The sequence below is a fragment of the Paraburkholderia tropica genome, from assembly GCF_014171495.1.
Lineage (GTDB): Bacteria > Pseudomonadota > Gammaproteobacteria > Burkholderiales > Burkholderiaceae > Paraburkholderia > Paraburkholderia tropica.
In genome coordinates, this window is sequence record NZ_CP049137.1 from 1,509,340 (window position 1) to 1,535,574 (window position 26,235).

Genomic DNA, 26,235 nt, shown 5'->3' on the forward strand with positions numbered 1-26,235 from the left:
GCATCAAAATGACCAGTTCACCGTACCGAGCGCGAGCGTCGCGCGCGGCCCGATTGCCGCTGGCCGGGCAAGCTGCCGCCCGATCAGGCCTTCGCCCGAAAACTGCTGGTGGCGCCACTGCCACTGCACGCGCAGACCCGCGCCAATCCCCGCCAGCGTCGGGAACCCCGGCACCGCGACGAGACTCGCCTTGCCCGCATCGAGGAACACGTAGGGCTCGACGCGTCCGTCGTGCCACACCGGCACGTTCACCCAGGCGAGTTCGTTACGCGAATAGATACCCCGGTCGCCCGCGATATCGCCCGAGCGAAAGCCCCGGATCGTATCCATGCCGCCGAGGTACAACTGGTCCGAGCCGTAGAGCGCCACGTTGGCGTACTGGCCGCCGAGCGCACCGCGATACGCGAGCGCCACGCTGGCTAGCTTCGGTAGCGGCAGCGTCCACGTCGCCGTTGCATCGCCCTTCGTGAACTGCGCGTGCGCGTCGGTGCGCGCCGCGTTACCGTCGTGGTCCGCGCCGAGCCACGGCAGGCCCTGGGAGATGCCCGCGTCGAGCGTGAAATTGCCCTGCGCTTCGTTGGCGACGAAGCGATGCAGCCAGTTGCCGCCCAAGCGCAGCACCGCGACGCGCTGCGGATCGAGATCGAAGTTATTGATCTCGCGGTCGGTGCGCCGCCATGAGAGCGAGGCGTCGAGCGCGGTGAGGTCCGAAGCCGTCCGGCCGAGCTGGTAGTTCCAGCCGACAATGTGGCTGAGCGTGCGCCCGTACTGCAACGCAGTCGTACCGATCACCTGCTGGTACTCGGAGTCGGAGAGCGTATAGCTGAACGTATTGCGCCCGAACGGGATCGCGAGCGAGCCGACGATTGCGTTGCTCTCGACGCTGTCGATGTAGTTCAGGCTCAGAACCTCCTGCAGGCCAATCAGGTTGTCGGCCTCGAAGCCTGCGCGATAGCGCGTGACGCCCGTCGACTGCGCGCCGTAGTTGTCGACGCCGAGCGCGTAATACGTCCGGTCGCCCGGCGCGTTCTGGATCGCGATAACCGAGTCGCCGATCTCCTGACCCGGCAGCACCTGCACCTGTGCCTGATTGCGCCGCATACGATTGATCTGCGCGACGCCCTGATCGATGTCGGCGAGGCGCAACGGGTCGCCCGCGCTCGCGGGGAACGCGAATCCGTACCCCGCGTCGGTGAGCCACCCGCCGCCGGCAGCGCGCTCGTTCGTCGCGAGCCGGTGAATCGTCTGCCCGTTGACCGTGAACCCCTCGATGCGCCCGATCTGAATCGTCACCGTCAGCGTGCCCGAGCCGAGGTTCTGCGGGCCGAGCAACGCGCGTGTCGTGACATAGCCCGCCCGCACATAGGCGTCGGTGAGCCGCCGCAACAGGACGTTCACGCGATGCGAGCCGAGATCCTGACCGACGAACGGCGCGACGAGCGCGACGAGCGTCGCCTGCGAGACGGCGGTTTCAGGGACGGGCGTTCCATTGGGGCCGGTGAGAACGATATGCTCGACGTGGAAGGTCGGCCCGGTCTCGACGATCTTGTCGACCGGTGTATCGAGCGGAATGTCGAGTGTGGTCTCGCTGGCCTGTGGCGCGACCTCGACCTGTGCGGGCGGCTCGGCGAGTTGACGTTGACGTTCGGCTTCGCGCTGCTGGTCGATCAGTTGCTGCGCGGGGTCCTGCACGGGGCGAGCCACCGGAGGCGCGGCAGGGGGAGCAACTGGAGGCGGCGTCTGCGCCGCCGCATGAAGCGTGTGAAAAACGACGGCGAGCGACGCCGGGATCGCGGCGAGTCGCCAATGCTGCCTGAACTTCGTGATCTGCATTTTCTAGTACCACCACCACGTCGTCAGGCCGAGATGCTGATCGATCTGTACCGGCGTGCGCGACGGCGCGCGCAGCGTCGTCATGTGGCCGAGGACGCCCCGACCGCCCGAGATATAGCCCCCGTTGATGAGCGTATCGCCCGTGAGCGTGACGAGGCCGTCCGCCGTCAAGCCGCCGCCGATATCCATCGCGACGAGCTGCGCCCAAATGCTGCCGAAAAACGCCTTGAATCCCCGGTCCTGATTGATCGCCGAGTAGCCCGTCACGCCCGTCGCGTAGGCAAGCGGCGCGTCCACGAGAATGTTGCCCTGCGCGATCACATTGCCGCCGACGTTCGCCGCGCTCGCTCCCGCGTGGATCGCGACATCGCCGCCGGAGCGGATCGTCCCGCCGTAGGGCGTCACGCTGCTCGACGCGCTGCCGTGGCAGAAGATGAAGCAGCTTCGTGAATAGCTCGCCTGGCCCGCGAAGATCGCCGCGTTCGTGAACGTATCGCGCGCCTCGATCGACACGTCGCCATCGCTCGACTGGATGATCCCGCCCGCGTTCGTGACGTTGCGCCCCGAGATCGAAACCGACCCGTTGCTCGACGCGATATAGGCCATCTGCGCGGGCTGCGTGACCGTCCCGTAATCGACGTCGTAACCCCCCGTCTGGTGCCTGAAGAACAGGAAGCGCCCCCCGGTGTAGAGGTAGGCGAGCGGCGCGCCGCCGTTGACACCTCCCGCGTGGTCGATAACGTTCCTGACGTCGCCCTGCGCCGAGAGCGAGACCGCGCCGTTCGCGATGATGCGCGCGTTATCGTTGACGATATCGCCCTGCGCGGAAAGTACCGCCTGGCCGTTCGCGGAGAACAGCACCGCGAGGTTCGTCGCGTCGGAAACGTTCGTGATGCTGCCGAGCGCGGAAAGCGTCAGATCGCCGCCCGAGAGCGTGCCGTCCGCCTGCGCGAGTCCCGCCTGAATCGTGCTGCCCGTGTTCGTGATCGCTCCGCCGCTCGCGAGCGCGAGAGCATGGTTCGCGCGCAGGGTTGACGGGCCCGAGCCGGCGTCGGAGACCGTGATATCCGCCGCGCTGATTGCGCCGTCATGGTTCGCGCCAACCTGAGCACCGACCATCGAGAACGCGCCGCCCGACGTGATGGCGAAATCGTTGGCCGCCTGAACCTGCGCCCCGTCGAGCGCGAGCGTGCCGGTCGCCGTCATGGTGACGTCGGTCCCCGCCTCGACTGTGCTGTTCGTTGCCGAGAGGTCGCCGCTACTCAGAAGCGTCGTATTGCGGTTTGCGCTGATCGAGGTCGCGCGCGTCGCGTCTGCCGCGAGCGTGATATCCGACGCCTGGACGACGGCGTCGCGCCCCGCCAGCACTTCCGTACCCATCGCCGAAAGCGGACCTGTCGCGGCGAGCGACACGTCCTCTCCCGCCGTCACGCGCGTATCCTGCAACGTCATCGCGCCGCCCTGCGCGGCGAGGCTCACATCGTTGCCCGCCTGGAGGGCGCCGCCCTGTACAGCGATGCTCGTCCCCGCGATGAGGCCGACGTCGTGACCGGCGACGACGGGCGTATCGTGCAGCGAGACCGCGCCGGGCGTCGCAATCGTCGCGTCGTGCGCTGCGGTTATCGAGCCGCCCAAGGTCGTGACGTCGCCGTTGGCCTGAACAAGCGCATCGCCCGCCGTCGCGTTGATCGCGCCCGCGCTGCGCACGCCCGCTCCCTGATCGGTGATGACAAGCTGCACGCGCCCTGCCGTCAGGCCGCCCGCCTCGGTGATATCGACCGCGTAAGCCGGTCCCTGCGCGCCGGTCGAGACGAGCCCGACGAGCCAGTCATGCCCGTTATCAGACGGGGAAAGGCTCGTATCCCAGGTGGTCGTACTGCTGCCGGTCAGCGCGCGGATACCGCCAGTCGAACTCGTATAGGCGTTCGCAACCGGACCGTTGACCGCAAGCTGCTTCGAGACGAGGTCGAGGTTGATGAGCGTGCCGGAGAGGCCACCCGGGCCGATGGTGATCGCGCCGCCGTTCGTGGTCAGGATGACATTGCGCTGGATCTGGCCGGGCGCGAGCGTGATGTCGCTAAAGCTGACCTGCCCGGTCGAGAGGACGACGTGCCCGGCGTTCACGAACGACCCGCCGTCGACCGTCACACCGTTCGGGTTCGCGAGGATGACGTTCGCGCGCGGCCCGAGCACGCTCACCGCGCCCTGAATGAGCGACGGGTTCGTACTCGTCACCTGGTTGACGATGGTTCGCGCGTTGACGCCCGTGTTCTGGAGATCCGCGCCAGCGTTCGACACGTTGAACGTGCGATACGTGTTGCTCGATACGCCGCCGACGGCGGGCGCGATGGAGACGGTCTGGTGACCGTTGGCGGCGGTCGAGACGTTTGTCGCGGTTCCGCCGTCAGGGGTAATCCCCCAGCATTTGCCGTGGGGATCGCCAAGGCAAACACGATTATGTGCAACAACCGCGCGAAATCCCACTCGCGGCATTCTTGTCTCGATCTGCTAATCTTTTGCATTGTTGTACGTTTTGTATCGAAATCTTTACCACAATTAAGACTAATCTGATTGACACGCACCTTCCCACCAAAACATACAGCACAGCCTACCCATGCCAACAGAAAACGATGAAATCAGTAAATATTTAAGCTACATACTCCGCCATGAACCGCACTCTATTGGACTGCAGCTAGATTCCGATGGATGGGCGAGCATCAACTCCCTCATCGCACTTTCTGCCGACCATGGGCGCGTTATTGATAAAGCAACAATCCAAACTGTGGTGCGAACGAACACGAAGAAACGATTCGAAATATCAGACGACGGTCGGAGGATTCGCGCTGTTCAGGGTCACACAACAAAATCTGTACAGCGCGTTTACCCAATAACAATGCCCCCACAATTGCTCTATCACGGGACTGCAGCCCGATTCGTAACGTCTATTCGCGAGCATGGTCTAAAAGCTGGTGCGCGCCATCACGTTCACTTATCAATCGACGTATCGACAGCCATTTCTGTCGGAAAGCGACACGGAAATCCAGTTGTTCTTGAAATTCAGGCACTGAAAATGTACGAACTAGGTTTTAAGTTTTTTATCGCCGAGAATTCAGTTTGGCTCACGGATTCTGTTCCCCCTGAATTCATCAAGACGATCGAGCAACTTGTTCACCAAGAGAAACCTCGCTTGCCATGATAACCAAAAGGAGGTTTTCTGCCGAGAACACAATATTGAAGTGCCGGACTATTCTTAAACTATTGAGATGTTTCGTCCATGCCTTCGCGATCTTTGATTCGGGATACTCTACAAGTACTCCACGCAGAAGGAGTGGCGCATCCATTTCCTCAACGTCAACCATCGGCGGCCCCGGAAATAATTGGGAATAGAAAGAACAAACCGAGGAGAACCGCAGCTCGCGCTGGCAAATTGATTCTCCACAGTCATACTCAATTCCTACTATTAGATCCGGCCCTTCCGTTCGTACCCTCACGGCACTCTCGCCATATCCCGGAAGCCATTCATAAGGGTCAAGCACTTCGATGCCGCGCGCTGCTTTCATCACTTTGGCCCCTTGGGCAAGTTGGGTGTTCCGGTTGATGGCAACTTGTTACGTGCCAGTTGCGTCGCAGCCAAGTCGTTAAATGTCATCCCAGCAGGCATCCCGGGCACTTGAACACCCGATTGATTGATGCCATACCATTGAGATCGCAGTATTCCAGCATCCCTCAAGGCAACGTGGGACGAAGAAGGCCGACAGCTCTTTGCGCCTCGATCACTCGCTGAACCTGCGATTCCCTAGCCTCCCGAACCTCCGCCTTTCCTTCCGCTTCTCGACGCATTGCACTACTTCTGTGTCGGCTTGTAGATTGTTGACTCTGAGCGAATACCATCCCCATCAATTCGACAACACCATCTGACAAGAGCAGACCAACCTCGATCGGTATTTCTAGCCACAACACCCGACGCGATCAAGTTATCGATTTTTCCGCCCACGTCACGATCCTCCATGTAGATGCTTACCAACATCCCTTCTCTAAGGTCTACCAGCAGTCCGGTAGCGTCGGCTTTGGTATCAGTTGCAGATAACAGCACAGTATCGGCATCGACCATTTCATTGAAGTCAACACAAAAAACTGGGCGGGACATTTGAACCTCACTTCCCAACTTTTGTTGGGTTCTTGATTGTCGGCACAAACAGATCCTGCAACTGTTACGTCGTAGTCTTTATCACTTTTCAGAAAAATCTGATTGACCGATCACCTCAGGTAGATATGCAACGCACTGTGCTAGTTCGCGTCGCCCTCTATCGCAACCACATCGGCGTTCCCTCTAACGCGTCATACTCTTCGAGGGGCTTGTTCTTGTCGCGCGCAAAACCAGCGAGGTCGGTGATCACTGTTCGGACCGGCTGATAGATGTTAAAGGCATCGACAAATGATTTCGCAGACGCGCAGGCGTCCGCGAAACGGTCGAAGTAACTACTGAACACATCGGCCAATGAGGGCTGATCGGGATTCAAGCGGCTCCTTTCCGGATCTGCGAGCATTGCAGCGTCCCATTCTATCGACGTCTTTGCCGGTTGTTGCGCAAAGATCTCTCGCGCCTGCGCCATCAACTTCAATGCAGGCTCCAGTTCTTCCGCGCGAAGGTAACGCCGATACAGACGATCGGTGAGCACGCTCCAGTCCTGCGTTGGATGATCCTCTTCTGCGTACCGTCTCAAACAATGGAAGAACAGCGACACATCAGGGGCTGGCCCTAGTTCATACATCGAATGCCCACCATCAAATCCGATTTTTCTCATCACTTTAACGAGAATCGTTTTCTGGAAGCCAGCCGCTCTCGATACGTTCGACAAGTGCTGTGTCATTCCATGCACTCCGTATTGGTAGCCGCCGTTGCTCCTCGGTAATCTTGCCGACCTTCCACTCTTTCTCTCCGTCCCATAGCCACCAATTTTCGACCTTGCCTGTCGATTGGTTAGGGATACCCGCCCGAAAAAGGGGAGTCGCTTTCGCGTGTTCCGGGACATGACCGTTCGCGACTTCTCGGATGATTCCCCGCTTATGAGCAGCCGCTACGGGAAAAAACACCCAAAAATTAGTTTCGCGCTCGACAAGTGAAGCCAACTCGGGCTGTCCATCTGCGTATGTTCCCGGTAAGACTCGGATCAGCGATCCCATCGGTGCGATCGTCTTCACGAACTGAAAGTATGCGTCTCCGATTGCCGTCTTGATCGCGAACACATCGCCAGTTCTCGCCATCGTTAGAAGCCCTCATATCCGACAGATTTAAGAGATTCGATACAAAGCCAAACTTCTACCGTCCATCAAACCGCTTGTCATTTTCACGACCAGACTTGAATCCCATTAACAACCCAACCTCCAGAAGTTTTATCGCAGCCTTCCCGGAAATCTTATAAGAATGTCGCTCAAGCGCGCAGTTTATATACTCATACGCAAGCCCATACTCCCCCGCAATTTCAATAAATTCTCGGATTTGAGCCATTTCATCGCCATATGACAACTCACCCGGAAGGTAAGTTTCTTCGATTTCATTCTGTCGCTCCATCTCATCCAAAACGACTATCAAATTCGCTTCGATAATCTCGTGATCGGATAAATTTTTCATTTCGGATTTCTCGGTAAATTTGTTGGATATCCGGCAACAACTCGACCCTTTGATGCATCGACCGCAACCTTGATATCAACTTCATTCACTGACCCAATTCCAATCACGTATCAGACGTCACCCCAGCAATTTGTCACTTGTTCAGGACTTGGGGATACCAAAGATGATCCACCAGTTCATAAGGCTCCAAGTAGCGCGAGAAAGTGTGTCGATCGCGAGTGGCCATAGATGCATCGTGCGATTCGCCAGGTTCATTCCACTCGGATTCACAGTCCTCACAGAGGACGAAGAGCGAGTGACCATCCTTCTCAGAAGCCACAAGAACTCTTCCCTGTCCGCATACTGGGCATGTTTCGTTGACAACGGCGTAGTGTACGTAGGTCATGCTTAAGGTGCCTTCGGCAAGGGTAAGCCATTGCCCGGGAATGCTGTAATGATTTGATTCGTTCCATGCACCGTAATAATGGTGACGGAATTCAGGTTCTGTCGTTGCCCAGTGTAGCCTCCGGCATATCCTGAGTTTGGTCGTGGCACAACGTAAATGTCGGTGCCTCCGTTGGTTACAGGTTGGATGCCGGTTTGCTGAACAGTATTCCATGAGTCGTTCACTGTCGACACTGTTACCCATCGTACTTTTATGTTGTAATCCTGATTAATTTTCAGAATAATCTGATTGACTGATCACCTCAGGTCGATATGCAACGCTCTGTGCTAGTTCGCGTTGCCCTCTATCGCAACCACATCGGCGTTCCCTCTAACGCGTCATACTCTTCGAGGGGCCTGTTCTTGTCGCGCGCAAAACCAGCGAGGTCGGTGATCACTGTTCGGACCGGCTGATAGATGTTAAAGGCATCGACGAATGATTTCGCAGACGCGCAGGCGTCCGCGAAACGGTCGAAGTAACTACTGAACACATCGGCCAATGAGGGCTGATCGGGATTCAAGCGGCTCCTTTCCGGATCTGCGAGCATTGCAGCGTCCCATTCTATCGACGTCTTTGCCGGTTGTTGCGCAAAGATCTCTCGCGCCTGCGCCATCAACTTCAATGCAGGCTCCAGTTCTTCCGCGCGAAGGTAACGCCGATACAGACGATCGGTGAGCACGCTCCAGTCCTGCGTTGGATGATCCTCTTCTGCGTACCGTCTCAAACAATGGAAGAACAGCGACACATCAGGGGCTGGCCCTAGTTCATACATCGAATGCCCGCCATCAAATCCGATTCTTCTCATCACTTTGGCGAGAATCGTTTTCTGGAAGCCAGCCGCTCTCGATACGTTCACAAGCATTACTCAACTGCAAGCCTCAAACGCCGTGACTAATTTATGGCCGAGTTCAGCACTGGACAACTCGCACTCAATCGTTTGATCTTTGAGCGCCCTCCCGCCTTTGTTCCAGTAATCTGATGTTGGCACCATTCTCACCAGTTCCGACTCGCACTCCAATCCGACCGATTTCGCCCCCTTTCCAAGCGTCGCCCAACTCTTTACGCCCACAGCTTGAAGCATTGGCGCCTGAATTAATTTCCACTCACTTTGACTAGGATGAGGTACATCCACCTCCGAACCTGCCAAGACTCCTCGGATTCTCTCGCTCAGATCCGCTTCACAATCCCCTCCAACAACATGGACGGGGCCAGTTGCAATCCATAGCCCCGTGGTTGCCTTGGAATAGCTTTGCAGGAAAATTTTCCCGTTTCGCAAAATAGCGTAAGCAGCTTTCAATTTCTCTTCCTCTAGAAATCAAGGATGTATGATCACATTGACTTTTACGCCCTTCGATAGCCCGTACTCAACAGCTTGCTTTATTACCTGTTGCTGTGCGATTGACCCCGAATTCGGTATTACAAGATCAAGTCCTCTAGCGGTAATCTGACTTGCATCAACATTCGCACCAGCCCAACCACCCGGGCCTGTTCCATTGTACGCAGCCACGTTATCGATATATCTGTTCAATGTCCGGGTTAGCGTAGCTGTACTTTGGTATGAACTAGCATTCACGTCTAGACTTTTGATGCTCGTCGCGACGCCATTTTCGAATCTGTCGATCACGGGGAAATTCTGCGGGAGGTTCTGTCCAATTTGCTTCTCAATATCTGTGCCGCGATCGAATGGACGTTTTGTCCACACACTTGTCGATGAATCTGCATCATTCGGCGACCCGGAACCGCTTTGGGCACCTTCCCCACCTCCACCACTCGCCAAAATCGGCGCACCCGGCGTAACAACCGGCGTGACAGCCATCCCACATGCGCCCGGCCCCGCAGGACACGGTAACGGCGTCACCACCGCCCCCGCCGTCGGCGGCGTATTGTTACCGCCGCTCGCATCCGAGATCTGCCTGTTCGGATCGCTCGGCGGCGTCTGACCGTTGTTCGCCTTGACCAGATCGACGAACTGACCAGGCAGGCTCGCAATCGTACTGCGCGCGTTCTGGAGCGCGTTCCACGCGTCGACGGCATTCCCGACGAGCCCCTTTTGCCCCGGATGCTCGCCCGAGTTGTTCATCGCCTCGTTCATCGCGGCGGCGACCGCGCCGTCGACGTTCGCGCCCGCGAGCGCCGCCGTCCCACCGCCGAGCGCCGTCGCGAAGCCCGCGAGTACGGCCATCTGCCCCTGATCGAGCGCGCCGCCGCCCGGGTTGATGCCGTTGATGAAATCCGGGCTGAACGCCGCGCTCACCGCACCGCCAATCGCGCCACCGCTGCAACCCTTGCCGCTCGCCGCGCCAGCCGCGCAGCCGAGCCCCGCGTGTGCCGCGATATACGCCGCCTCGTTCATGCCCGAGGCCGCCTGGCCAATCGCAAACGCGCCCGCCGCCGCCGCGTTCGCCGCCGCGTCATTGCGCAGGTTCTCAAGCAGGCTTCCGCCCTGGATCGCGGTCTGCGTGCCCGCCTGAATGCCCGTCACCGCGGCGAGTGCGCCGAGTGTCTGCAAGGTGCTGCCCGTGGCCGCTCCCGCGCCCGGGATCATGACGTTGCCGACCGGCTGCACGCCCGCGAGCGCCGCGAGGCTGTTCGACGAGGCGTTCGTCGTGAAGCCGACCGCGCCGTCCGCGTACGTGATCCCGCTCGTCAGACCCGCCGTCACGAACGCCGTCGCGCCTGCCGCGAGCATCGTGCCGAAACTGAAGCCGTTGCCCGAGAGGCTCTGGCCCATCGCGCTGTTCGCCATGCCCCCGACCGCCGCCGAGACCGAGGCGTTCCCCACGCCCGCGCCCACGGTCGGCGCTGCCGCCGCGAAGGTCGTCCCGGGCTGCGCCGCAGCCATCGCCGCCACCGCGCCCGAGGCCACGTAGGCCGCGCCGACCGAGATGATGACGATCACCGTCATCATGAACACCGTGCCGAGCACGCCCATCGCGTTATCGGCCACGACCGACGTTTGCAGGTTGTCGGCGACCGTCGACTGCGTAAAGCCGCCGCCGAGTTTGTCCTTGAGGCCCGCGAGCAACTGGGCGGTCGCCGCGCTGTTTGCGCTGCCGTCCGCGTTGATCTGCTGGAGCGCGCCGCCGATCTGGTTGATCGTGCCGGCGGTCAGGTCGTAATTCGCCGCCGACATGAACCCGCCTTCCTGCACGGCGGTCCCGGTCGTTTTCATCACGCCCGCCGCCTGCGCGAGCTTCGTGTAGATATCGCCGACATTGGTCGAGCGCTGTTCGTTCGTCAGCGTGCCCGTATTGACCGTCAGGTTCTGCGCGCTCACCGTCCCCGTGTTGAGGATGCTGTTCGCGTAATTCAGCGCGACGTTCGTCCCGCTGATCTCGCCGTCCGCGCTCACGCTCGCCCAGTTCTGCGGCAGCAGCACCTGCGGCATGAGCGCCTGAACGGTCGGGCAGCTCGCGTTGCCCGTCGCCGTACAGCCCGGCTGCGGGACCGTCTGCTCGACGTACCAGAGCATCGGCGCGGTAATCTTCGCGAGCTGGTCGGCGCTCAGTTGCGTGCCGAGCGCGACGTTGTTCTGCTTCGCGTAGTCGAGCGCTGCGCCGTAGAGCGCCGCCGTGTCGAGGTTGTTGACCGTCTGCTGGTTCGCGCTATCCGTCTGCGAGGGCAGCGCGTAGAAGCTCGATTGCCCCGTCGCTTTGAGCGCGGCCTGCTCGACCTGTTGCGCCTGCGTATACGGGTCGTAGTAGAACTGCGTCGTATCGGGTTGCAGGCTCGGGGGCAATTGCGCAATCAGCGCGGCGGGCGAGAGGTCGCCCGTCACCGCCGAGGCGGGACTGTTGAGCAGATACGACACATTGAACGTCTGCCCGCCGATGGTCTTGACCTGCGTCCCCGCCGCGACGCCCGGGGCCGTCCCCGCCGAAGCGGTGCCGGCCTGCGCGCCGGAGGGCGTGCCCGCGCCCGGCGCGCCCGGGACAACGGGCTTGCCGACCGTCGTCACGCCAATCGGCGAATTCGACGGCAGGCCCGCGCCGCCCGTCACCGAGACCGGCTGACCCGCGATGTTCGTGACGAGCCCCGCCGCGTTGACGGTCGTCGTCGCCGTCGCCGGCACCGGGGGCGGCCCGAGCGAAATCACCTGGCCCGCCACGGCGGGCGGCGGCGTATAGACGTTCGGGTTCGTCAGGCCGTTCACGAGCGTCGAGCCCGTGAGCGCCACGTTCGGGCCGATCACGTTGCCCGTGTTCGTGAGCGTGGGCGAATTGACCGCCAGCGCGTTGCCCGCCTGGATCGTGCCCGCGACGAAGTCGGGCAGGCCGACGCCCGAGGGCAGTCCGGCCGGAGCCTGCGATTGCGCGCCCTGCCAGGCGCTGCCATAGAGCGAGGCGCACAGCCCCGGGTTCGCCGAACAGCCCCAGGCCGGGAAGCTCGCGTCGTAATACTTGAGGTTCGCGTGCCAGTACGCGCCGAGATACTGGTTGTCGTTCGATGCGCTGCCGCTCGCGTTGATCGTGACGTTGTTCAGGCCAGTGACGAGACTGCCCGTATTCGCGAAACTGCCCGCGTTCACGTTCACGTCATGACTGGCCGTGATGGTCGCGGGCGCGGCGGACTGGACGTCGACGTACGCCTCGCAGTTCGACGCGCAGCCCGTATAGGGCGTAGCGCTGCCGTAGTTCTGGTGAACCTGAACGGGCGCAGCGACGGTGTTGACCACGCTCGCCGCGTTGATCGTCACGTCATGACCGGCGGCAATCGCGCCCGAGGTATTCGTGACACTCGCGGCCTGCGTCGTACTGCTCGCGCTCGTCCCCGCGCCGCCGATCACGACGTCATGCCCCGCGACGAGATTCCCGTAGGTGTTCGCGAGCGCGTTCGTGCCGACGACGATATCGTTGCCCGCCGTGACGTTCGCGTTGGTCTGCTGGTAGCTGTAGCTTTCCGAGTTCGGGTTTGTGGTCGAGAGCGTCGCGCAGCCCGCGCTGTAACCTGCCGCGCAGCCCGCCGTCGTCGTCATCGTGCCGACGTTGGTGCCCTGGTTCGTGAAGCTGTTCGACGTGATGTTGACGTTGTTCGTCGCGGCAATCGATCCGGCGTTCGTCAGATCGCCGCCCGAGAGATTGACGTCATGACCGGCGACGATCTGCCCCGCGCCACCCTGCACCGAGACCGACGACGAGGTCGAGAGCGGCGTGACCGTTCCGGGCGCTGCGAGCTTGATGCCCGACGTGTTGATCCACGCGCCGATGGTGTACGGGCCGATGGCGGTCGGGCCGTTGTAGTTGCCCCATACGCCAAGCGTCGACGGCATCGCCAAGAGGAACGCGTTGAGCGAGGCGAGATCGACCGAATCGGTGACAGTCGAACGGTAGGTCGAGCCGCTGTTGTCGAGCGTCTGGACGTGGATATTCGCGTCGTTCCCGGCGCTGACCGTGCCGCCCGAGTTCAGCAGGGTATCGGCGTTCAGGTTCAGGTCATGCCCCGCGGCGATGACCGAGCCCGACGCGCCGGGCGCGCCGCCCGTCGTCGTGGTCGTCTCCGTCACCGTGGGCAGCGCGACGGTCACGCGCGCGATGGCTTTGCCCGCGTTCTCCGGCGTCTCGACGAACCATAGCGTTCTGGACGTCCCGGCAAGCTGGTCCATGACCTTGACCTGGACGAAGGTCACCGTCCCCGAGGTCGCCACGGGCGGCGCGGTCGGCACAGCCGAGCCAAGCAGGAGCCCGACGACCGGATCAGGAATCGGGTTTGCCGCGCCCGTGGGCGAAAGGATGTCCGCGAGCGTGAGCGAGACCGGCCATCCCGAGTAGTCGCAGCAGAAACCGTTCTCGCCGCCGGTCAGACTGCCCGTGACAATGTTCGTCGATGCGAGCGCGAGACTGAGCAGCAGCGCCGGGTTGTCTATCGTCGTGGTGGTCGTCGTGGTCGCGCCACCCGCGCCCGACGAGCCCGAATTGACGACACGCGCCGCATTGACCGACAGATCGTTCGTCGCGGTGATCGTGCCGCCCGCGTTCGTCAGGTCGCCCGAGACGTTGATGTTCAGATTGCCCACACCACCCGAGGCGCCCGAGGCGGAACCCCCGCGCGTCGTGGCGCCCGAGTTGTCGTAACTCGCGCCGTTGATGCTCAGGTTGTTCTGCGCCTCGACGGTGCCCCGGTTCGTGCCCGAACCGTTGAGTGCGAGCGAGTCGTTCGCCTGAACCGTCGCGCCCGCCGCATTCGTGAGGTTGCCGTTGAGCGTGAGGCCCTGCGCCGTGACGGTGCCGGTATTGTTCAGGTCGCCATTGAGCGTGAGCGAACCCGTGCCCTGGCCGATCGTGCCGCTGTTCGTGATGCCCTGCGAGGCCGAGATCGTGACGTGCGTGCCCGGCAGCGTCCACGTTCCGCCATTGCTGATCGCCGCCACCGAGAGCGCGAACGCGTTGCCGCCGTTGAGCGTGCCGACCGACGCCGCCGAAGGATCGAGGTTCTGCTGCGGCAGGTTCAGCGTGAGGCTGTTCTGCCCGAGGATCTGGCCGTTCGTATTGTTGAAGGTGCCGTCGCCGCCGGTGACGGTCACGTTCACGTCGCCCGTCGCTGCCGTCGGGTCGTTCACGTCGCCCGCGAAAATCAGGCCGCCCGCGTTGTTGAGCGCGTTCGTCGTGATCGAGAGCGCATTCGTGCCGAGCAGCGCGCCCGAATTCGTCACGCTGTTCGCCGCGTGGATCGTCGCGGTCGAGCCGTAGATCGAGCCCGTGTTGACGAGATCGTTCGTGTCGACGCTTGCGCCCGCCAGCCCCGAAAGCCCGCCCGTGTTTGTCACCGATGCACCGCTGACGCCAAGCGTGCCCGCCGCCATCTGCGTGCCGGAGTTCGTGACGCTCGCGCCCGCGAGCGATGCGTCACCAAGATACGCGCCGGTGCCCGTCGTGTTCAGTGCCTGTACGGCGATCGCGCTGTAGCGCCCGCCGATCACGGCGTTACCGGTCGCGACCGTCGCGCCTGCGAGCGCCGCGGTACCGTTGACCGCCAGCGCGCCTGCCGTCGTATCGAGCGTCTGGGTCGCCTTCGCGTTCAGGTTGCCGTCGACCGAGACGTCGTGCGCGGCGATGTTCGCGCCGGAGAGCGCCACATTGCCCTGCACGGTCGTCGCACCGCCGAGCGCGAGATTGCCGCCTGCCGAGAGCGACGCGTCGCCCGCGACCGCAACCGGCCCCGCCGCGTTGACGTCGCGGCCCGCGTTCACATCCAGGTTGCCGAGCGTCTGGACGCCGCCACGCGTGTTGACGTCGGTACCCGCGTGGATGCTCATGTCGCCGCCCGAGAGCGCATCGCCCGTGAGCGTCGCGCTGCCGGCCGTGGCGGCGAGACTCGCTTTGCCGACCGCCGTCACCGCGGCGACCGAAAGATCCTGCGCCGCCGTGGCCGAGAGATCGTGACCTGTCTGCACCGCACCCGTGAGCGCGATGTCGCGGCCCGCCGTCAGCGTCGTATCGTTCGCGACGCTGATCGCCCCGGCGCCCGTGATATCGCCGCCTGCAGCGACGGTCGCGTTGCCCGTGCCGTCCGCTTCGAGCCCGCCGTCGAGCGCGACGTTGCCGCCCGCGCGCACGCCCGTATCGCCGCCGCTATGAACCACGCCCGCGACCGAAACGTCCTGCGCGGCGCTCACGCTGATCGACCCCGGGCTCGTCAGCGTGCCGCCGACCGAGACGCTGCCCGCGCCCGCGGCGATCGAGGCGTCGCCCTGGCTGTAGACCGTGCCGCCGAGGTCGACGCCCTGCTGGCCGCGCGCGATGAGCTTGCCGAGACTGACCACATCACCCGAGGTCGCGAGCGAGCCCGTCGCCGCGCCGAGCGTCATATCGCCCATCGCCTCCGCCGCGCCCTGAATCGCCGCGTTGCGACCCGCCGCGACCGTCATCGACGAACCCGAGGTCGCCGCGCCCGCGAGCGTCGCATCGCGCCCGGCGTCGACCGAAACCGCGCCCGGCGCGCTGACGGTGCCGCCGATCACCGCATCTCGCCCCGCCTTGACCGCGAGATCGGTGCCCGCCTCGAGCGCGCCGCCCGTATTGACGTCCTGTCCCGCCGTCAGCGAGACGGCGTCGTTCGACGCGACGCTGCCCTGGCCGCTGATCGAGCCGCCCGTCGCGCTGATCGTGACCGGTCCCTGCGCGAGCGCCTTGCCGCCGAGCGCAACATCCTGTGCGGCGCGTACGTCGAGCGTGCCGTTCGTCTGCACGTCCCCGGCGACCGAGGCCGAGCCGCCCTGCGCGGCAATCGTCGTATCGCCCACGGCGGCGATCGCGCCGCTGACCGTTGCATTGCGCCCCGCCGCGAGCGCGACCGTGCTACCGCTCGCGACGCCGCCCTGCGCGTTGATGTCCCTTGCGGCCTCGATCCGGATCGCCCCCGGCGCGGAGACGTTCGCGAGCGTCGCGTCGACACCTGCCCGGATCGCGGCTGCGCCGCCAGACTGGATCGCGCCGCCGTAGTTCACCGAGCGTCCCGCACTGACGGCCACATCGCCGCTCACGGTGCCGACGGTCCCTTTGCCGGTAACGTCGCCGTTTCTCGCCGACAGCGTCAGCGCATCGACGGTCGTGATCGAACCGTTGACGGCGATACCGTTGCCTGCACTCACCGTCGCGCGCTGCGCCTGCGTCTGCCCGCCGAGCGCGACGTCCTGCCCGGCGCTGACCGTCAGCGTCCCGGGCGTGACGACCGTACCCGCCAGCGTGGCGCTCCCCGCCGTCGCCGTGACATTGATGGGTCCCTGCGCCGAGAGCGCGCCGCCGACCGTGACGTCCTGTCCTGCGTTGACGTCGAGCCTGCCGTTCGTGATGGCGCTGCCCGCAATCGAAGCCGAGCCTGTACCCGCCGTAACGGAGGTATCACCCACGCCGCTGACCGAGCCGTTGACGCTCGCATGGCGCGCGCCCGTCAGCGCGACGGTGCTACCGCCCTGCACCGCGCCGTTGACCGTCAGGTCGCGCCCCGCGTTCGCCGAGATCACGCCCGGGGCCGTGAGGCCCTGATTGATCGTCAGGTCGCCGCCCTTCGCATCGAGCGCGATGGCGTTCGCCGCGAGCGAGCCGATGGTCATCGAGTTGGCCGCGACGAGACTCGCCTGACCGTTGGCCGCCACCGAGGCGACGTCGAGGTCGTGGCCCGCCGTCAGCGAAACGTCCTTCGCCCCGGCCACGCTGCCGCTCGCCTTGATATCGCCCGTCGCGGTGACGGTGTAGTTCTGGTTCGCGAGGCCCGTGTCGTTGATCGAGACATTCCCGCCGCTCGCCAGCGTGACGTTCTCGCTGCCGAAGGTCTTGCCGACGACGATATCGCCCGCCGCGCTGACGCTGACGTTGCCCGCCGTCGCGGCGAGCGGACCTTGCAGGTTGACGCCCTGGCCTGCGGCGGTCGAGACGATGAACACCTGCCCTGCGGTAACCGATCCGAACGCGCTCGCGTCGACGGCCACCGCGCCGGGCTGCCCCGCAACGACGTTCGACGTCCAGTAGGCCGAGCCGGTCGAACCCGGCGTCGGCGTAACCGTCTGGTTGCCGGTGACGACGTTGACGGCCTGGTTCGCGTAGAGCGGCGCGTTGAGGCTGACCGACTGCCCGATCAGATCGATGTTGCCGACCGTGCCTTCGATGCCCGCGCCGGGACCGTTCGCCCCCGTCGAGCCCGGCGCTCCATGGATACTGACGTTGCCCGATGACACGGCGAACGCGACCGCGCCCGCGTTCGCGAAGCTCGCCGCCGCACCACCCGGGCCGGTGATGAACTGCGGCACGCCCGTGGTCAGGACGAGCCCCGGCGCGTTGGTCAACGACAGGCCGCTGACGCTCACGCCGTTCGGCGCGGCGACGATCACGCTCGCCGGAGAGCCAAACACTTCGAGCGGCCCGGCGAGGATCGCCGGAGCGGTCGACGTCACCTGATTGAGAATCGTCGTTGCCGTGCGACCCGCGAGGTTCGGATTCGCGCCAAGCGCGCCGCCGAGCAGCGGCGTACCGGAGACGAGGCTGTTGTTCAGCACCAGGCCGGTGCCCGCGTCGACACCGAATGAGGAATACTGATTAACGCTCAGACCCGCCGCATTGGGCGCCGTGATGTTGACGGCGGGCACGCCCGCGCCCGTCTGCGTTATCGTTGGCTGAAACTGGACCGGCGCGCGTGGATCGACGATCGGCGGCGCGGCGTGCGCAGCCTGATCCGCCAGCAGCATCGCAGGCGTGAAGTACATCACCACCGTCATGATCGCGGCGGTCGCCCGCATCCATATCGGACGTCTTGTCTCGCGCAAGCTTTCGCTTGTTCCGGCCGCGCCTGTCAAGCGTCGCGCATCACGCGCAACATGCTGCGGGGCCAGCTGTCTCCTGAGTCGTGCTTCGGCTTTCATGCTCGTTGAAATCCACGCAGATCGATTTGGAGCGCGAATCTAACACCGCCTTACAAGCACATTCGTCAAGAATTGTCACAGTCACTTCGTGACCCTGGGGCACGTCATATCACGTCGACTTCGCTGCCTCCGGCGATGAATTTCCGCATTTCGACTCTCCACGCCACACCGTTCTACAAGGACAAACCGACACCACAAAACGAGCGCGGCGCACGTAAAAAACCGTGCGCCGCGCTCGTTTTACCGCTTCAATTCGATTCAACTCCTCCGCGTCATCGCCTGATCGAGCTCCGCAATCTCCCGCTCGCTCTGCGCGACAGCCTTGCGCTCGCCCTGCGCGTCGATCGAGCGGGCCAGCGCGAGATACACGAGCGCCGACACCGCAAGCCCCACCGCCCACGCCACATCCACGCCGCCGATGCGCGCGGCCAGCGGCCCCGTATAAATCCCCGGCAGCACGAAGAACGGCACCGTCGCGGCAAAACCCACCGCGTAGGCGATCAGCCCGCGCGCGCCCCACGCGCCATAGAGACCGCGCGGCGTGAAGAGTTGCGTGATCGCGTAGTGGCCGCGGCGCACGAAGAAGTAATCGACCAGATTCACCGCCGTCCAGGGCACCAGCAGATACAGCATGATCGTGAGCGCCGCGAACAGAATGTCGATGGCGTTACCCGACAGCGACAGCGAGATCACCACCCAGACAAGTCCGAGCGCGAGCACCGTCACCACGCGCACGGTTTGCGTCGGCTTCACGGGCTTGAACGAATCGACCGCCGTGACCACCGTGAGCATCGCGCTATACGCGTTCAGGCCCATCGTCGCGACCATCGCGCCCACCGATGCCAGCGAGATCAGCACGCCGAAGCCGCGGAACATCGCGTTGCCTGCATCGTAGAGCGCGACGAGACCGTCCGAGGCGCCCAGACGCGTCGCGAGCCACGCACCCAGCGCGATCAGCCAGATCGCCGACGCCGATGCCCCGACGAACACCGCCGCGATAATCGCGCGCGGTTTCGTATCGCGCGGCAGATAGCGCGAGTAATCGGACACATACGGCGCATAGGTGATGTTGTAGCTCGCGCTGGCCGCGAACTGCGCGGCGAATGCAACGAGCGAGAAGCCGCCCGCGTGCACGATGCCGGGCTTCACGCCGACCGCGCCGAACAGGATCCACAGCGTCAGCAGCACATAGAGCGGCAGGCTCGCGACCAGCAGCCACTTGAACACGCGATGCAGCCAGTCGTGACCGTAGATCGCCAGCGCCAGCGCGATCAGCGCTGTGACGATGGTGACGAGCGTCGGCGACCAGCCGAAGATGCCCTTCACGCCGCTCGCCATCAGCACGGTATCGACCACGTTGAAGCCGATGAACGTGAACAGCGTGGCGATCAGGATCAACACCACGCCGCGATAGCCGAACTGCGCGCGCGACTGGATCATCTGCGGCAGGCCGAGATGCGCGCCCTGCGACGCGTGAAACGCCATGAACAGCGTGCCGAACAGAATGCCGAGCACGCCCGACAGGATCGTGTAGCCGAGCGACAGTCCCATGCTCGGACCCACGAAGCCGATGGCGATCGTGAAGAACTGGAAGTTGCCGAGAAACCAGAACGGCCCTTGTCCCGCCACGCTGCCGTGGCGTTCGTGCGCGGGCACGTAGTCGATCGAACGCACTTCGATCTTGCGCCATTTCGAGGGCACGGCGGCGCCGGGCGCTTCCATGCTGCGTGGCGGTTCGGCCCCGTCGGCCGCCCAACCGTTGACGTTGTCAGTGTTCATCTGTCTGTTCCTGTGGGGTGCGCCTGCCCGCGCGCGCGACGCGCGCGAGCGATGGCGTTGACGGCGGGTTCGTTATTACGGTTGCAGCGACGGCGACAATGGCGGCGCGCCAGCCGGACGCGCGCGAATGACATGCTTGATTTCCTGATAGGCGCGCACGCCCCAGGGTCCGAGTTCGCGGCCGATGCCGCTGAGCTTGCGCCCGCCCCAGCCGGTCTGCGGGAAGATCACTTGCGGCGCGTTCACCCAGACGACGCCCGACTCGCAGGCGTCGGCGACACGCGCGGCACGTTCGGCGTCGGCGGTCACGACCGTGGCGACGAGTCCGTAGTCGCTGTCGTTGGCGAGCGCAATCGCCTCGTATTCGGTATCGAACGCACGCACCAGTGCGACCGGGCCGAAGATTTCCTCGCGCCAGAGCACGTTGTCGGGCGCGACGTTCGCGCAGACCGTCGGCGCGACGAAGAAGCCTGGACGCGCGAGCGCACCGCCGCACAGCACGCGCGCGCCTTCGTCCTTGCCGCGCGCGAGCAGGCCGAGCACGCGCTCGCGCTGCGCCGCGCTGATCAGCGGTCCCACGCGCGCGTCGGCGGCGTCGGGCGCACCGACGACCGCGTCGCGCGCGAGCGCCACGAGCCGCTCGACGAACGCGTCGTGCAGCGCTCGCGCCACCAGCACGCGCGAGGTCACCGAACACATCTGCCCCGCGTTGAAGAACGCGCCGTTGAAAGCGAGTTCGACGGCTTCGTCGAGATCGGCGTCGTCGAATACGATCAGCGCCGACTTGCCGCCCAGTTCGAGCGAGACGCGCTGCATGCGCTCGGCGGCGGCGCGCATCACGGCTTGCCCGGCGGCGGTGCTGCCCGTGAACGAGACCTTCGCGACGCCGCGATGCGCGGCCAGATGCGCGCCCACCTCGCGCGCGCCGGCGACCAGATTCACCACGCCCGCGGGCACGCCCGCCGACGCGACGATGTCGGCCAGCGCGCGTTCGGCGAGCGGCGTGAGTTCGGACGGCTTGATGACGACCGTGCAGCCCGCCGCCAGCGCGGGCGCGAGCTTCCACGCGGCTGTCACGAGCGGGAAATTCCACGGCACGATCAGCGCGCAGACGCCCACGGCTTCGTGGCGCACTTCGGCGTCGAAACCCGGGTCGGGCAACGCGACCGTCGATGTGGTGGCCACGCCGCCATCGCGACACAACTGCGCGTAGTAATGGAACGTGGCCGCCGCGTCGCTCACATCGAGCTGCGCTTCGAAACGCGGCTTGCCGTTGCACTGCATCTGCAGGTCGATCAGTTCGACGCTGCGCGCTTCGATGCCTTGCGCGATGCGTTCGAGCAGCTCGCCGCGCACGGTCACGGGCGTCTTGCGCCAGCCGAGCAAGGCGCGCGCGGCAGCGGCGACGGCGGCGTCCACGTCGGCGGCGCTCGCGGCCGACACGCGCGCAACCGGTTGCCCGCTGCACGGATCGATCAGCTCGAGCGGCGCGCCTTCGCCATGCCGCCATTCGCCATCGACGAATACGCCCGGCTCCACGGCCGCGACTACGGTCTCGCGCTTCATGCGGACGCCTCCAGCGCGTTCGCTTCGTTCACGTCGTGCTGCACGGCCACGCAGGCGTGCGGCGACAGATGCTCGTGCACGGCGATCCAGTCGGCGCCATCGCGCGCGAACACGATGGTCTCGCGCTCGACCAAAGTCTCGCGGCCCGCGTGCGTGCTCACCTGCGTGCGCACGTTGTGCGTGAAGATCGCCACGTCGCCGAGACACTGCACGGCGCGCCCGCTCGACTCGCAGCCGAGCACGGCGAAGCCGTCGTCGCGTTCCCACTGACGCCACAGCGCCTCGTAGGCCGCGCGCGTCGGCAGCGCTTCGCTCACGTGATGAAATACGAAACTGGCGTGCGGCGCGAAGGCCGCGAAATAGGCGTCGCGGTCGTGGCGCGCGAACGATGCGATCAGCGCATCGGCGGCGGCCAGAACGGCGGTCTCGGTGGAAGTCGGGGTCTCGCTCATGCTTGCTCTCCGGGGAACTGGCGTCATCTTTGAATCATTTCGGATGCCGTATCAATCGACATCGCTCAGGCGCGATACGCCACGCCGGGCAGCACGCACAGCATTTCGAAGGCGAGATTCGCGGCCAGCAGCGCCGTGGTGCCTTGCGGGTCGTACGGCGGCGAGACTTCCACCAGATCCGCGCCCACCAGATTCAGGCCGCGCAAACCGCGAATGATTTCCAGACCTTGCGGCACCGTGAGTCCGCCGATCTCCGGCGTGCCCGTGCCTGGCGCGAACGCGGGATCGAGGCCGTCGATATCGAAGCTCAGATAGACGGGACCGTTGCCCATCTGCTCGCGCACCTCCTTCATCAGCGTCTCGAGCGAGCGGTTCCAGCACGCCTCGGCCTGCACCACGCGAAAGCCCTGATCGCGGCACCAGTCGAAATCGTCGGCATGATAGCCGGTGCCGCGCAGACCGATCTGCACCACGCGGTCGCAATCGAGCAGGCCCTCTTCCACCGCGCGCCGAAACGGCGTGCCGTGGGCGATTTTCTCGCCGTACATGGTGTCGTTGACGTCGGCATGCGCGTCCACGTGGACCACGCCGACCTTGCCGTACTTCTTGTGCATCGCGCGCAGGATCGGCAGCGCGATCGTGTGGTCGCCGCCCAGCGTGACCGGCTTGCAGCCGCCGGCGATGATGCCGTCGTAGGCCGTTTCGATATCGGCGATCGCCTTGTGGATGTCGAACGGATTGATCGCCACGTCGCCGATATCGGCCACCTGCAGCGAGTCGAACGGCGCGGCGCGCGTCGCCATGTTATAGGGCCGCAGCAGCACCGACTCGGCGCGGATCTGGCGCGGGCCGAGGCGCGCGCCGTTGCGGTTCGAGGTGCCCAGATCGAACGGCACGCCGACGAAACAGGCGTCGAGTCCCGCGCTCGTGTCGGCGATCGGCAGTCGCATCATCGAAGCGATGCCGCCGAAGCGCGGCATGGCGTTACCGGAAAGCGGCTGGTTCAGCGGGGTGTGTTGCGAGTCGTTCATATCCGTATAAACCCTGAAAACATCGATAGGAGCAGTGGGATGAAACCCAATGCTGGCAATGCTAGAGGGAAAAAAATACGGATAAAATGACGGCCTGATGATGTTTACATCGATTCGCATCAATGTGAGGATTGAAGCATGCTGGCCAACCTGACCGACTTCGACCTGCGGCTGATCCGCGTTTTTCTCGCCGTGGTCGACGCGCGCGGGCTGACGGCCGCGCAGGCCGCGCTCAACGTCGGGCAATCGACGATCAGCACGCAGCTCGCTTCGCTGGAAACGCGGCTCGGCTTCCGGCTCTGCGAGCGCGGGCGCGGCGGCTTCAAACTCACGGCCAAGGGCGAGCGTTTCGCGATGTCGGCGCGGCGGCTGCTGATGGCCACCAATACGTTCTGCGCCGAAGCCGCCAATATGGACCGCCAGCTCGTCGGCGAACTCAATCTCGGCCTGATCGGCCACACGCCGTTCAGCCAGAACGCGCGCATCAGCGACGCCATCGCGCGCTTTCGCCAGCGCGACCAGGCCGTGCGCTTCAACATCCAGATCCGCTCGCCGGGCGAACTGGAGGAGCAGGTGCTCAACGGCAAGGTCGATATCGCGATCGGCTATTTCTGGCACCGCGTGCCGAGCCTCGACTACACCTCGCTGTTCATCGAGCGCCAGTACGCGTATTGCGGCGCGCGCCACGCGCTGTTCGGGCGCGCCGCCCACGCTGACCAGCCGGGCGACGTGGGCGCCGCCGAAGCCGCCGCGTGCGAGTGGGCGTGGCGCAGCTATCCGCTGCCGGAGGCGCAGCATTCCACGCACGAGCGCAATGTGACCGCCATCGCCGACAACATGGAAGCCGTCGCGTTGCTGATCCTCTCGGGCCATCATCTCGGCTATCTGCCGGTGCATTTCGCCAAGCCTTATGTCGACGGCGGCCTGCTGCGCGCCGTGAATCCCTCGGCGCTGCGCTACGACGTGACCTTCCATATGGTCACGCGGCGCATGACGAACGCGGGCGACATTCAGCGCGCATTCATCGAGGATCTGCGCGCCGTGCATCTGAACGAGGTCGAGCGCGAAGACCCGGCAAACGCGTAGAATCGCTCCACCCAGCCGCCTTGCCTGCCAACGTTTATTGCTGTTCACGCGCCTTCGACTCACGCCACTCGGAGCCACCATGACGCAATACCTTCAGCATCCCGCGTATCTCTTCGTCACCTTGATTGTCTGCCTGCCGCTGGCCGCCGCGCTCGGCGCGGTCGTGCTCGACCGCCGCTTCCCGCTCTCCGAGGAGGCGCGCGAAAACTACAACGTCGTGCAAGGCGCCACGCTCACGCTGCTCGCGCTGCTGATCGGCTTCACGCTCTCGATGGCGGTGGGCCGCTACGACCAGCGCAAGAATCTGGAGGAGGAAGAAGCGAACGCGATCGGCACGGAATATCTGCGCGCGGATCTGATCGGCGGCGCGGGCGCGGCGAACCTCAAAGCGCTGCTCGCGAAGTACACCGAGACGCGCGTGCTCTACTACACCACGCACGAAAGCCACGCCCTCGCGCGAATCAACCGCACGACCGCCGATCTGCAAACGCAGCTCTGGAACGGCGTGCGCGACGCGGCGGCGGCGCAGCCGAATCCGGTCACGGCGCTCGTGGTGGCGGGCATGAACGACGTCATCAACACCCAGGGCTATACGCAGGCCGCGTGGATCAACCGCATTCCCGTGGCGGCATGGATACTGATGATCATCATCGCGCTGTTCAGCAATCTGATGCAGGGCTATGGCGCGCGCGGCAGGAGCGGCAAGCGCATTCTGCTGTTCGTGCTGCCCATCACGGTCTCGCTGTCGCTGACCCTGATCGCCGATATCGACAGCCCGCGCGGCGGCCTCATCCGCGTTGCGCCGCTCAATCTGATCAGCTTTCAGCAGTCGTTGCCGGCGCAACATTAAACGCGCAGCATCCAGCATCGCGCGCCGCGTTTTATCCCTTGTTTTCGTGCTCCCTCATGAAGATCATCCGCAGCAAGAGCTTTACCGCCGAGCGCGCCTGGGGCGCGCTCGATATCGCGAATCTGAACGGCACGACCGTGCGTCTGCACTGGACCGACCAGCCGTACAAATGGCATGTGAACGACGGCGAGGAAGTGTTCGCAGTGCTCGACGGCACTGTCGACATGCACTACCGGGAACGCAGCGAAACCGGCGTGTCGGAACACGTGGCCGTGCTCGAAACCGGCGACGTGTTTTATGCGCAGGTGGGCTGCGAACACGTGGCGCATCCGCGCGGCGCGGCGCGCATTCTCGTGATCGAGAAGGAAGGCAGCGTGTGAACGCCGTCACGCGCAACGGCAAGGATCGAGCAAGAATCAGGACACGCCCAACGCGCTTGCCGTAATTCTTCTACACTAGGCGGCCTTCGTCGCACGGCCAGACCGATCGACACGACAAGACCACTCAGAGGAAAAGCATGAACGCACTTTCGACCTTCCCGATCTCCGAAAAATGGCCGGCGCAGCATCCCGAGCGCATCCAGCTCTATTCGCTGCCCACGCCCAACGGCGTGAAGGTCTCGATCATGCTGGAAGAACTGGGCCTGCCGTACGAGCCGCATCTCGTGCGCTTCGACGCCAACGATCAACTGTCACCCGCGTTTCTCTCGCTGAATCCGAACAACAAGATTCCCGCGATTCTCGACCCGAACGGTCCGGACGGCGCGCCGCTGCCGCTGTTCGAATCGGGCGCCATCCTCATCTATCTCGCCGACAAGACCGGCCAGCTCCTCGCCCGCTCGGGCGCGGCGCGCTACGAAGCGATCCAGTGGGTGATGTTCCAGATGGGCGGCATCGGCCCGATGTTCGGCCAGCTCGGCTTCTTCCACAAGTTCGCGGGCAAGGAGTACGAGGACAAGCGTCCGCGCGACCGCTACGTCGCCGAGTCGAAACGTCTGCTCAATGTGCTCGACCAGCACCTCGCGGGCCGCACGTGGATCATGGGCGACGACTACTCGATCGCCGATATCGCCACGTTCCCGTGGGTGCGCAATCTGGTCGGCTTCTACGAAGCGGGCGATCTGGTGGGCTTCGACTCGTTCAGCAACGTCAAGCGCGTGCTCGATGCATTCGTCGCGCGTCCTGCGGTGCAGCGCGGGCTGGAGATTCCGAAGCGCGTGTGAACGCGGCTT

At 64.1% G+C, this 26,235-nt stretch carries 18 protein-coding genes; 5 read left to right on the forward strand and 13 right to left on the reverse strand.

The window, feature by feature from the left end:
• Positions 1-3 precede the first annotated feature (3 nt).
• Both G5S35_RS36825 and G5S35_RS36830 read right to left on the reverse strand, forming a co-directional pair.
• Positions 4-1,833, reverse strand: a complete 1,830-nt coding sequence (locus G5S35_RS36825; RefSeq protein WP_183040275.1) for a ShlB/FhaC/HecB family hemolysin secretion/activation protein — start codon at positions 1,831-1,833, stop codon at positions 4-6.
• 3 nt (positions 1,834-1,836) lie between these two features.
• Positions 1,837-4,326, reverse strand: coding sequence for a two-partner secretion domain-containing protein (locus G5S35_RS36830; RefSeq protein WP_202035040.1), 2,490 nt, complete (start codon positions 4,324-4,326; stop codon positions 1,837-1,839).
• 121 nt (positions 4,327-4,447) lie between these two features.
• Here G5S35_RS36830 and G5S35_RS36835 point away from each other — a divergent pair, with 121 nt between their 5' ends.
• The gene (locus G5S35_RS36835) at positions 4,448-5,029 is read left to right on the forward strand and encodes an RNA 2'-phosphotransferase (protein ID WP_183040276.1); all 582 of its coding nucleotides are present in this window, start codon (positions 4,448-4,450) and stop codon (positions 5,027-5,029) included.
• 648 nt (positions 5,030-5,677) lie between these two features.
• On the opposite strand, the gene G5S35_RS36840 is transcribed toward G5S35_RS36835, so the two are convergent.
• The 11 genes from G5S35_RS36840 to speB form a co-directional block, all read right to left on the reverse strand.
• Positions 5,678-5,980 carry a hypothetical protein gene (locus tag G5S35_RS36840; protein ID WP_124261288.1) on the reverse strand — a complete coding sequence of 101 codons (303 nt, stop codon included), beginning with the start codon at positions 5,978-5,980 and terminating at the stop codon, positions 5,678-5,680.
• Between the two features lie 157 nt (positions 5,981-6,137).
• Complete coding sequence (locus G5S35_RS36845; protein WP_321854779.1) at positions 6,138-6,704, reverse strand: hypothetical protein; 567 nt, start codon at positions 6,702-6,704, stop codon at positions 6,138-6,140.
• Positions 6,643-7,098, reverse strand: a complete 456-nt coding sequence (locus G5S35_RS36850; protein ID WP_183040277.1) for a hypothetical protein — start codon at positions 7,096-7,098, stop codon at positions 6,643-6,645. The genes G5S35_RS36845 and G5S35_RS36850 overlap by 62 nt, the downstream gene beginning before the upstream one ends.
• Before the next feature lie 55 nt (positions 7,099-7,153).
• Positions 7,154-7,465 carry a hypothetical protein gene (locus G5S35_RS36855; protein WP_183040278.1) on the reverse strand — a complete coding sequence of 104 codons (312 nt, stop codon included), beginning with the start codon at positions 7,463-7,465 and terminating at the stop codon, positions 7,154-7,156.
• 728 nt (positions 7,466-8,193) lie between these two features.
• Entirely contained in the window at positions 8,194-8,751 is a 558-nt protein-coding gene (locus tag G5S35_RS36860; RefSeq protein WP_318298051.1) for a hypothetical protein, read from the reverse strand.
• 3 nt (positions 8,752-8,754) lie between these two features.
• On the reverse strand, positions 8,755-9,186 hold the full coding sequence (locus G5S35_RS36865; RefSeq protein WP_074984938.1) for a hypothetical protein: 432 nt from the start codon (positions 9,184-9,186) through the stop codon (positions 8,755-8,757).
• A gap of 18 nt (positions 9,187-9,204) precedes the next feature.
• Positions 9,205-18,117, reverse strand: coding sequence for a two-partner secretion domain-containing protein (locus G5S35_RS36870; RefSeq protein WP_237181853.1), 8,913 nt, complete (start codon positions 18,115-18,117; stop codon positions 9,205-9,207).
• 381 nt (positions 18,118-18,498) lie between these two features.
• Positions 18,499-19,962 (reverse strand): purine-cytosine permease family protein, encoded by a 1,464-nt coding sequence (locus G5S35_RS36875; protein ID WP_065059168.1) that lies wholly within the window; start codon positions 19,960-19,962, stop codon positions 18,499-18,501.
• 132 nt (positions 19,963-20,094) lie between these two features.
• Positions 20,095-21,585 carry an aldehyde dehydrogenase family protein gene (locus G5S35_RS36880; protein ID WP_183040279.1) on the reverse strand — a complete coding sequence of 497 codons (1,491 nt, stop codon included), beginning with the start codon at positions 21,583-21,585 and terminating at the stop codon, positions 20,095-20,097.
• On the reverse strand, positions 21,582-22,037 hold the full coding sequence (locus G5S35_RS36885; RefSeq protein WP_065059131.1) for a nuclear transport factor 2 family protein: 456 nt from the start codon (positions 22,035-22,037) through the stop codon (positions 21,582-21,584). The genes G5S35_RS36880 and G5S35_RS36885 overlap by 4 nt, the downstream gene beginning before the upstream one ends.
• Positions 22,038-22,102: 65 nt before the next feature.
• On the reverse strand, positions 22,103-23,068 hold the full coding sequence (gene speB, locus G5S35_RS36890; protein WP_065059130.1) for an agmatinase: 966 nt from the start codon (positions 23,066-23,068) through the stop codon (positions 22,103-22,105).
• 138 nt (positions 23,069-23,206) lie between these two features.
• On the opposite strand from speB, the gene G5S35_RS36895 reads away from it, so the two are divergent.
• The 4 genes from G5S35_RS36895 (at position 23,207) to G5S35_RS36910 (ending at position 26,226) form a co-directional block, all read left to right on the forward strand.
• Positions 23,207-24,154: a LysR family transcriptional regulator gene (locus G5S35_RS36895; RefSeq protein WP_074984944.1), complete on the forward strand. Its 948-nt coding sequence runs from the start codon at positions 23,207-23,209 to the stop codon at positions 24,152-24,154.
• A 79-nt stretch (positions 24,155-24,233) separates the two neighbouring features.
• Positions 24,234-25,004 carry a bestrophin-like domain gene (locus G5S35_RS36900; protein WP_074984946.1) on the forward strand — a complete coding sequence of 257 codons (771 nt, stop codon included), beginning with the start codon at positions 24,234-24,236 and terminating at the stop codon, positions 25,002-25,004.
• Positions 25,005-25,060: 56 nt separating this feature from the next.
• On the forward strand, positions 25,061-25,384 hold the full coding sequence (locus tag G5S35_RS36905; RefSeq protein WP_065059127.1) for a cupin domain-containing protein: 324 nt from the start codon (positions 25,061-25,063) through the stop codon (positions 25,382-25,384).
• A 137-nt stretch (positions 25,385-25,521) separates the two neighbouring features.
• Positions 25,522-26,226 carry a glutathione S-transferase N-terminal domain-containing protein gene (locus G5S35_RS36910; protein WP_110326229.1) on the forward strand — a complete coding sequence of 235 codons (705 nt, stop codon included), beginning with the start codon at positions 25,522-25,524 and terminating at the stop codon, positions 26,224-26,226.
• The last annotated feature ends 9 nt before the right edge of the window (positions 26,227-26,235 follow it).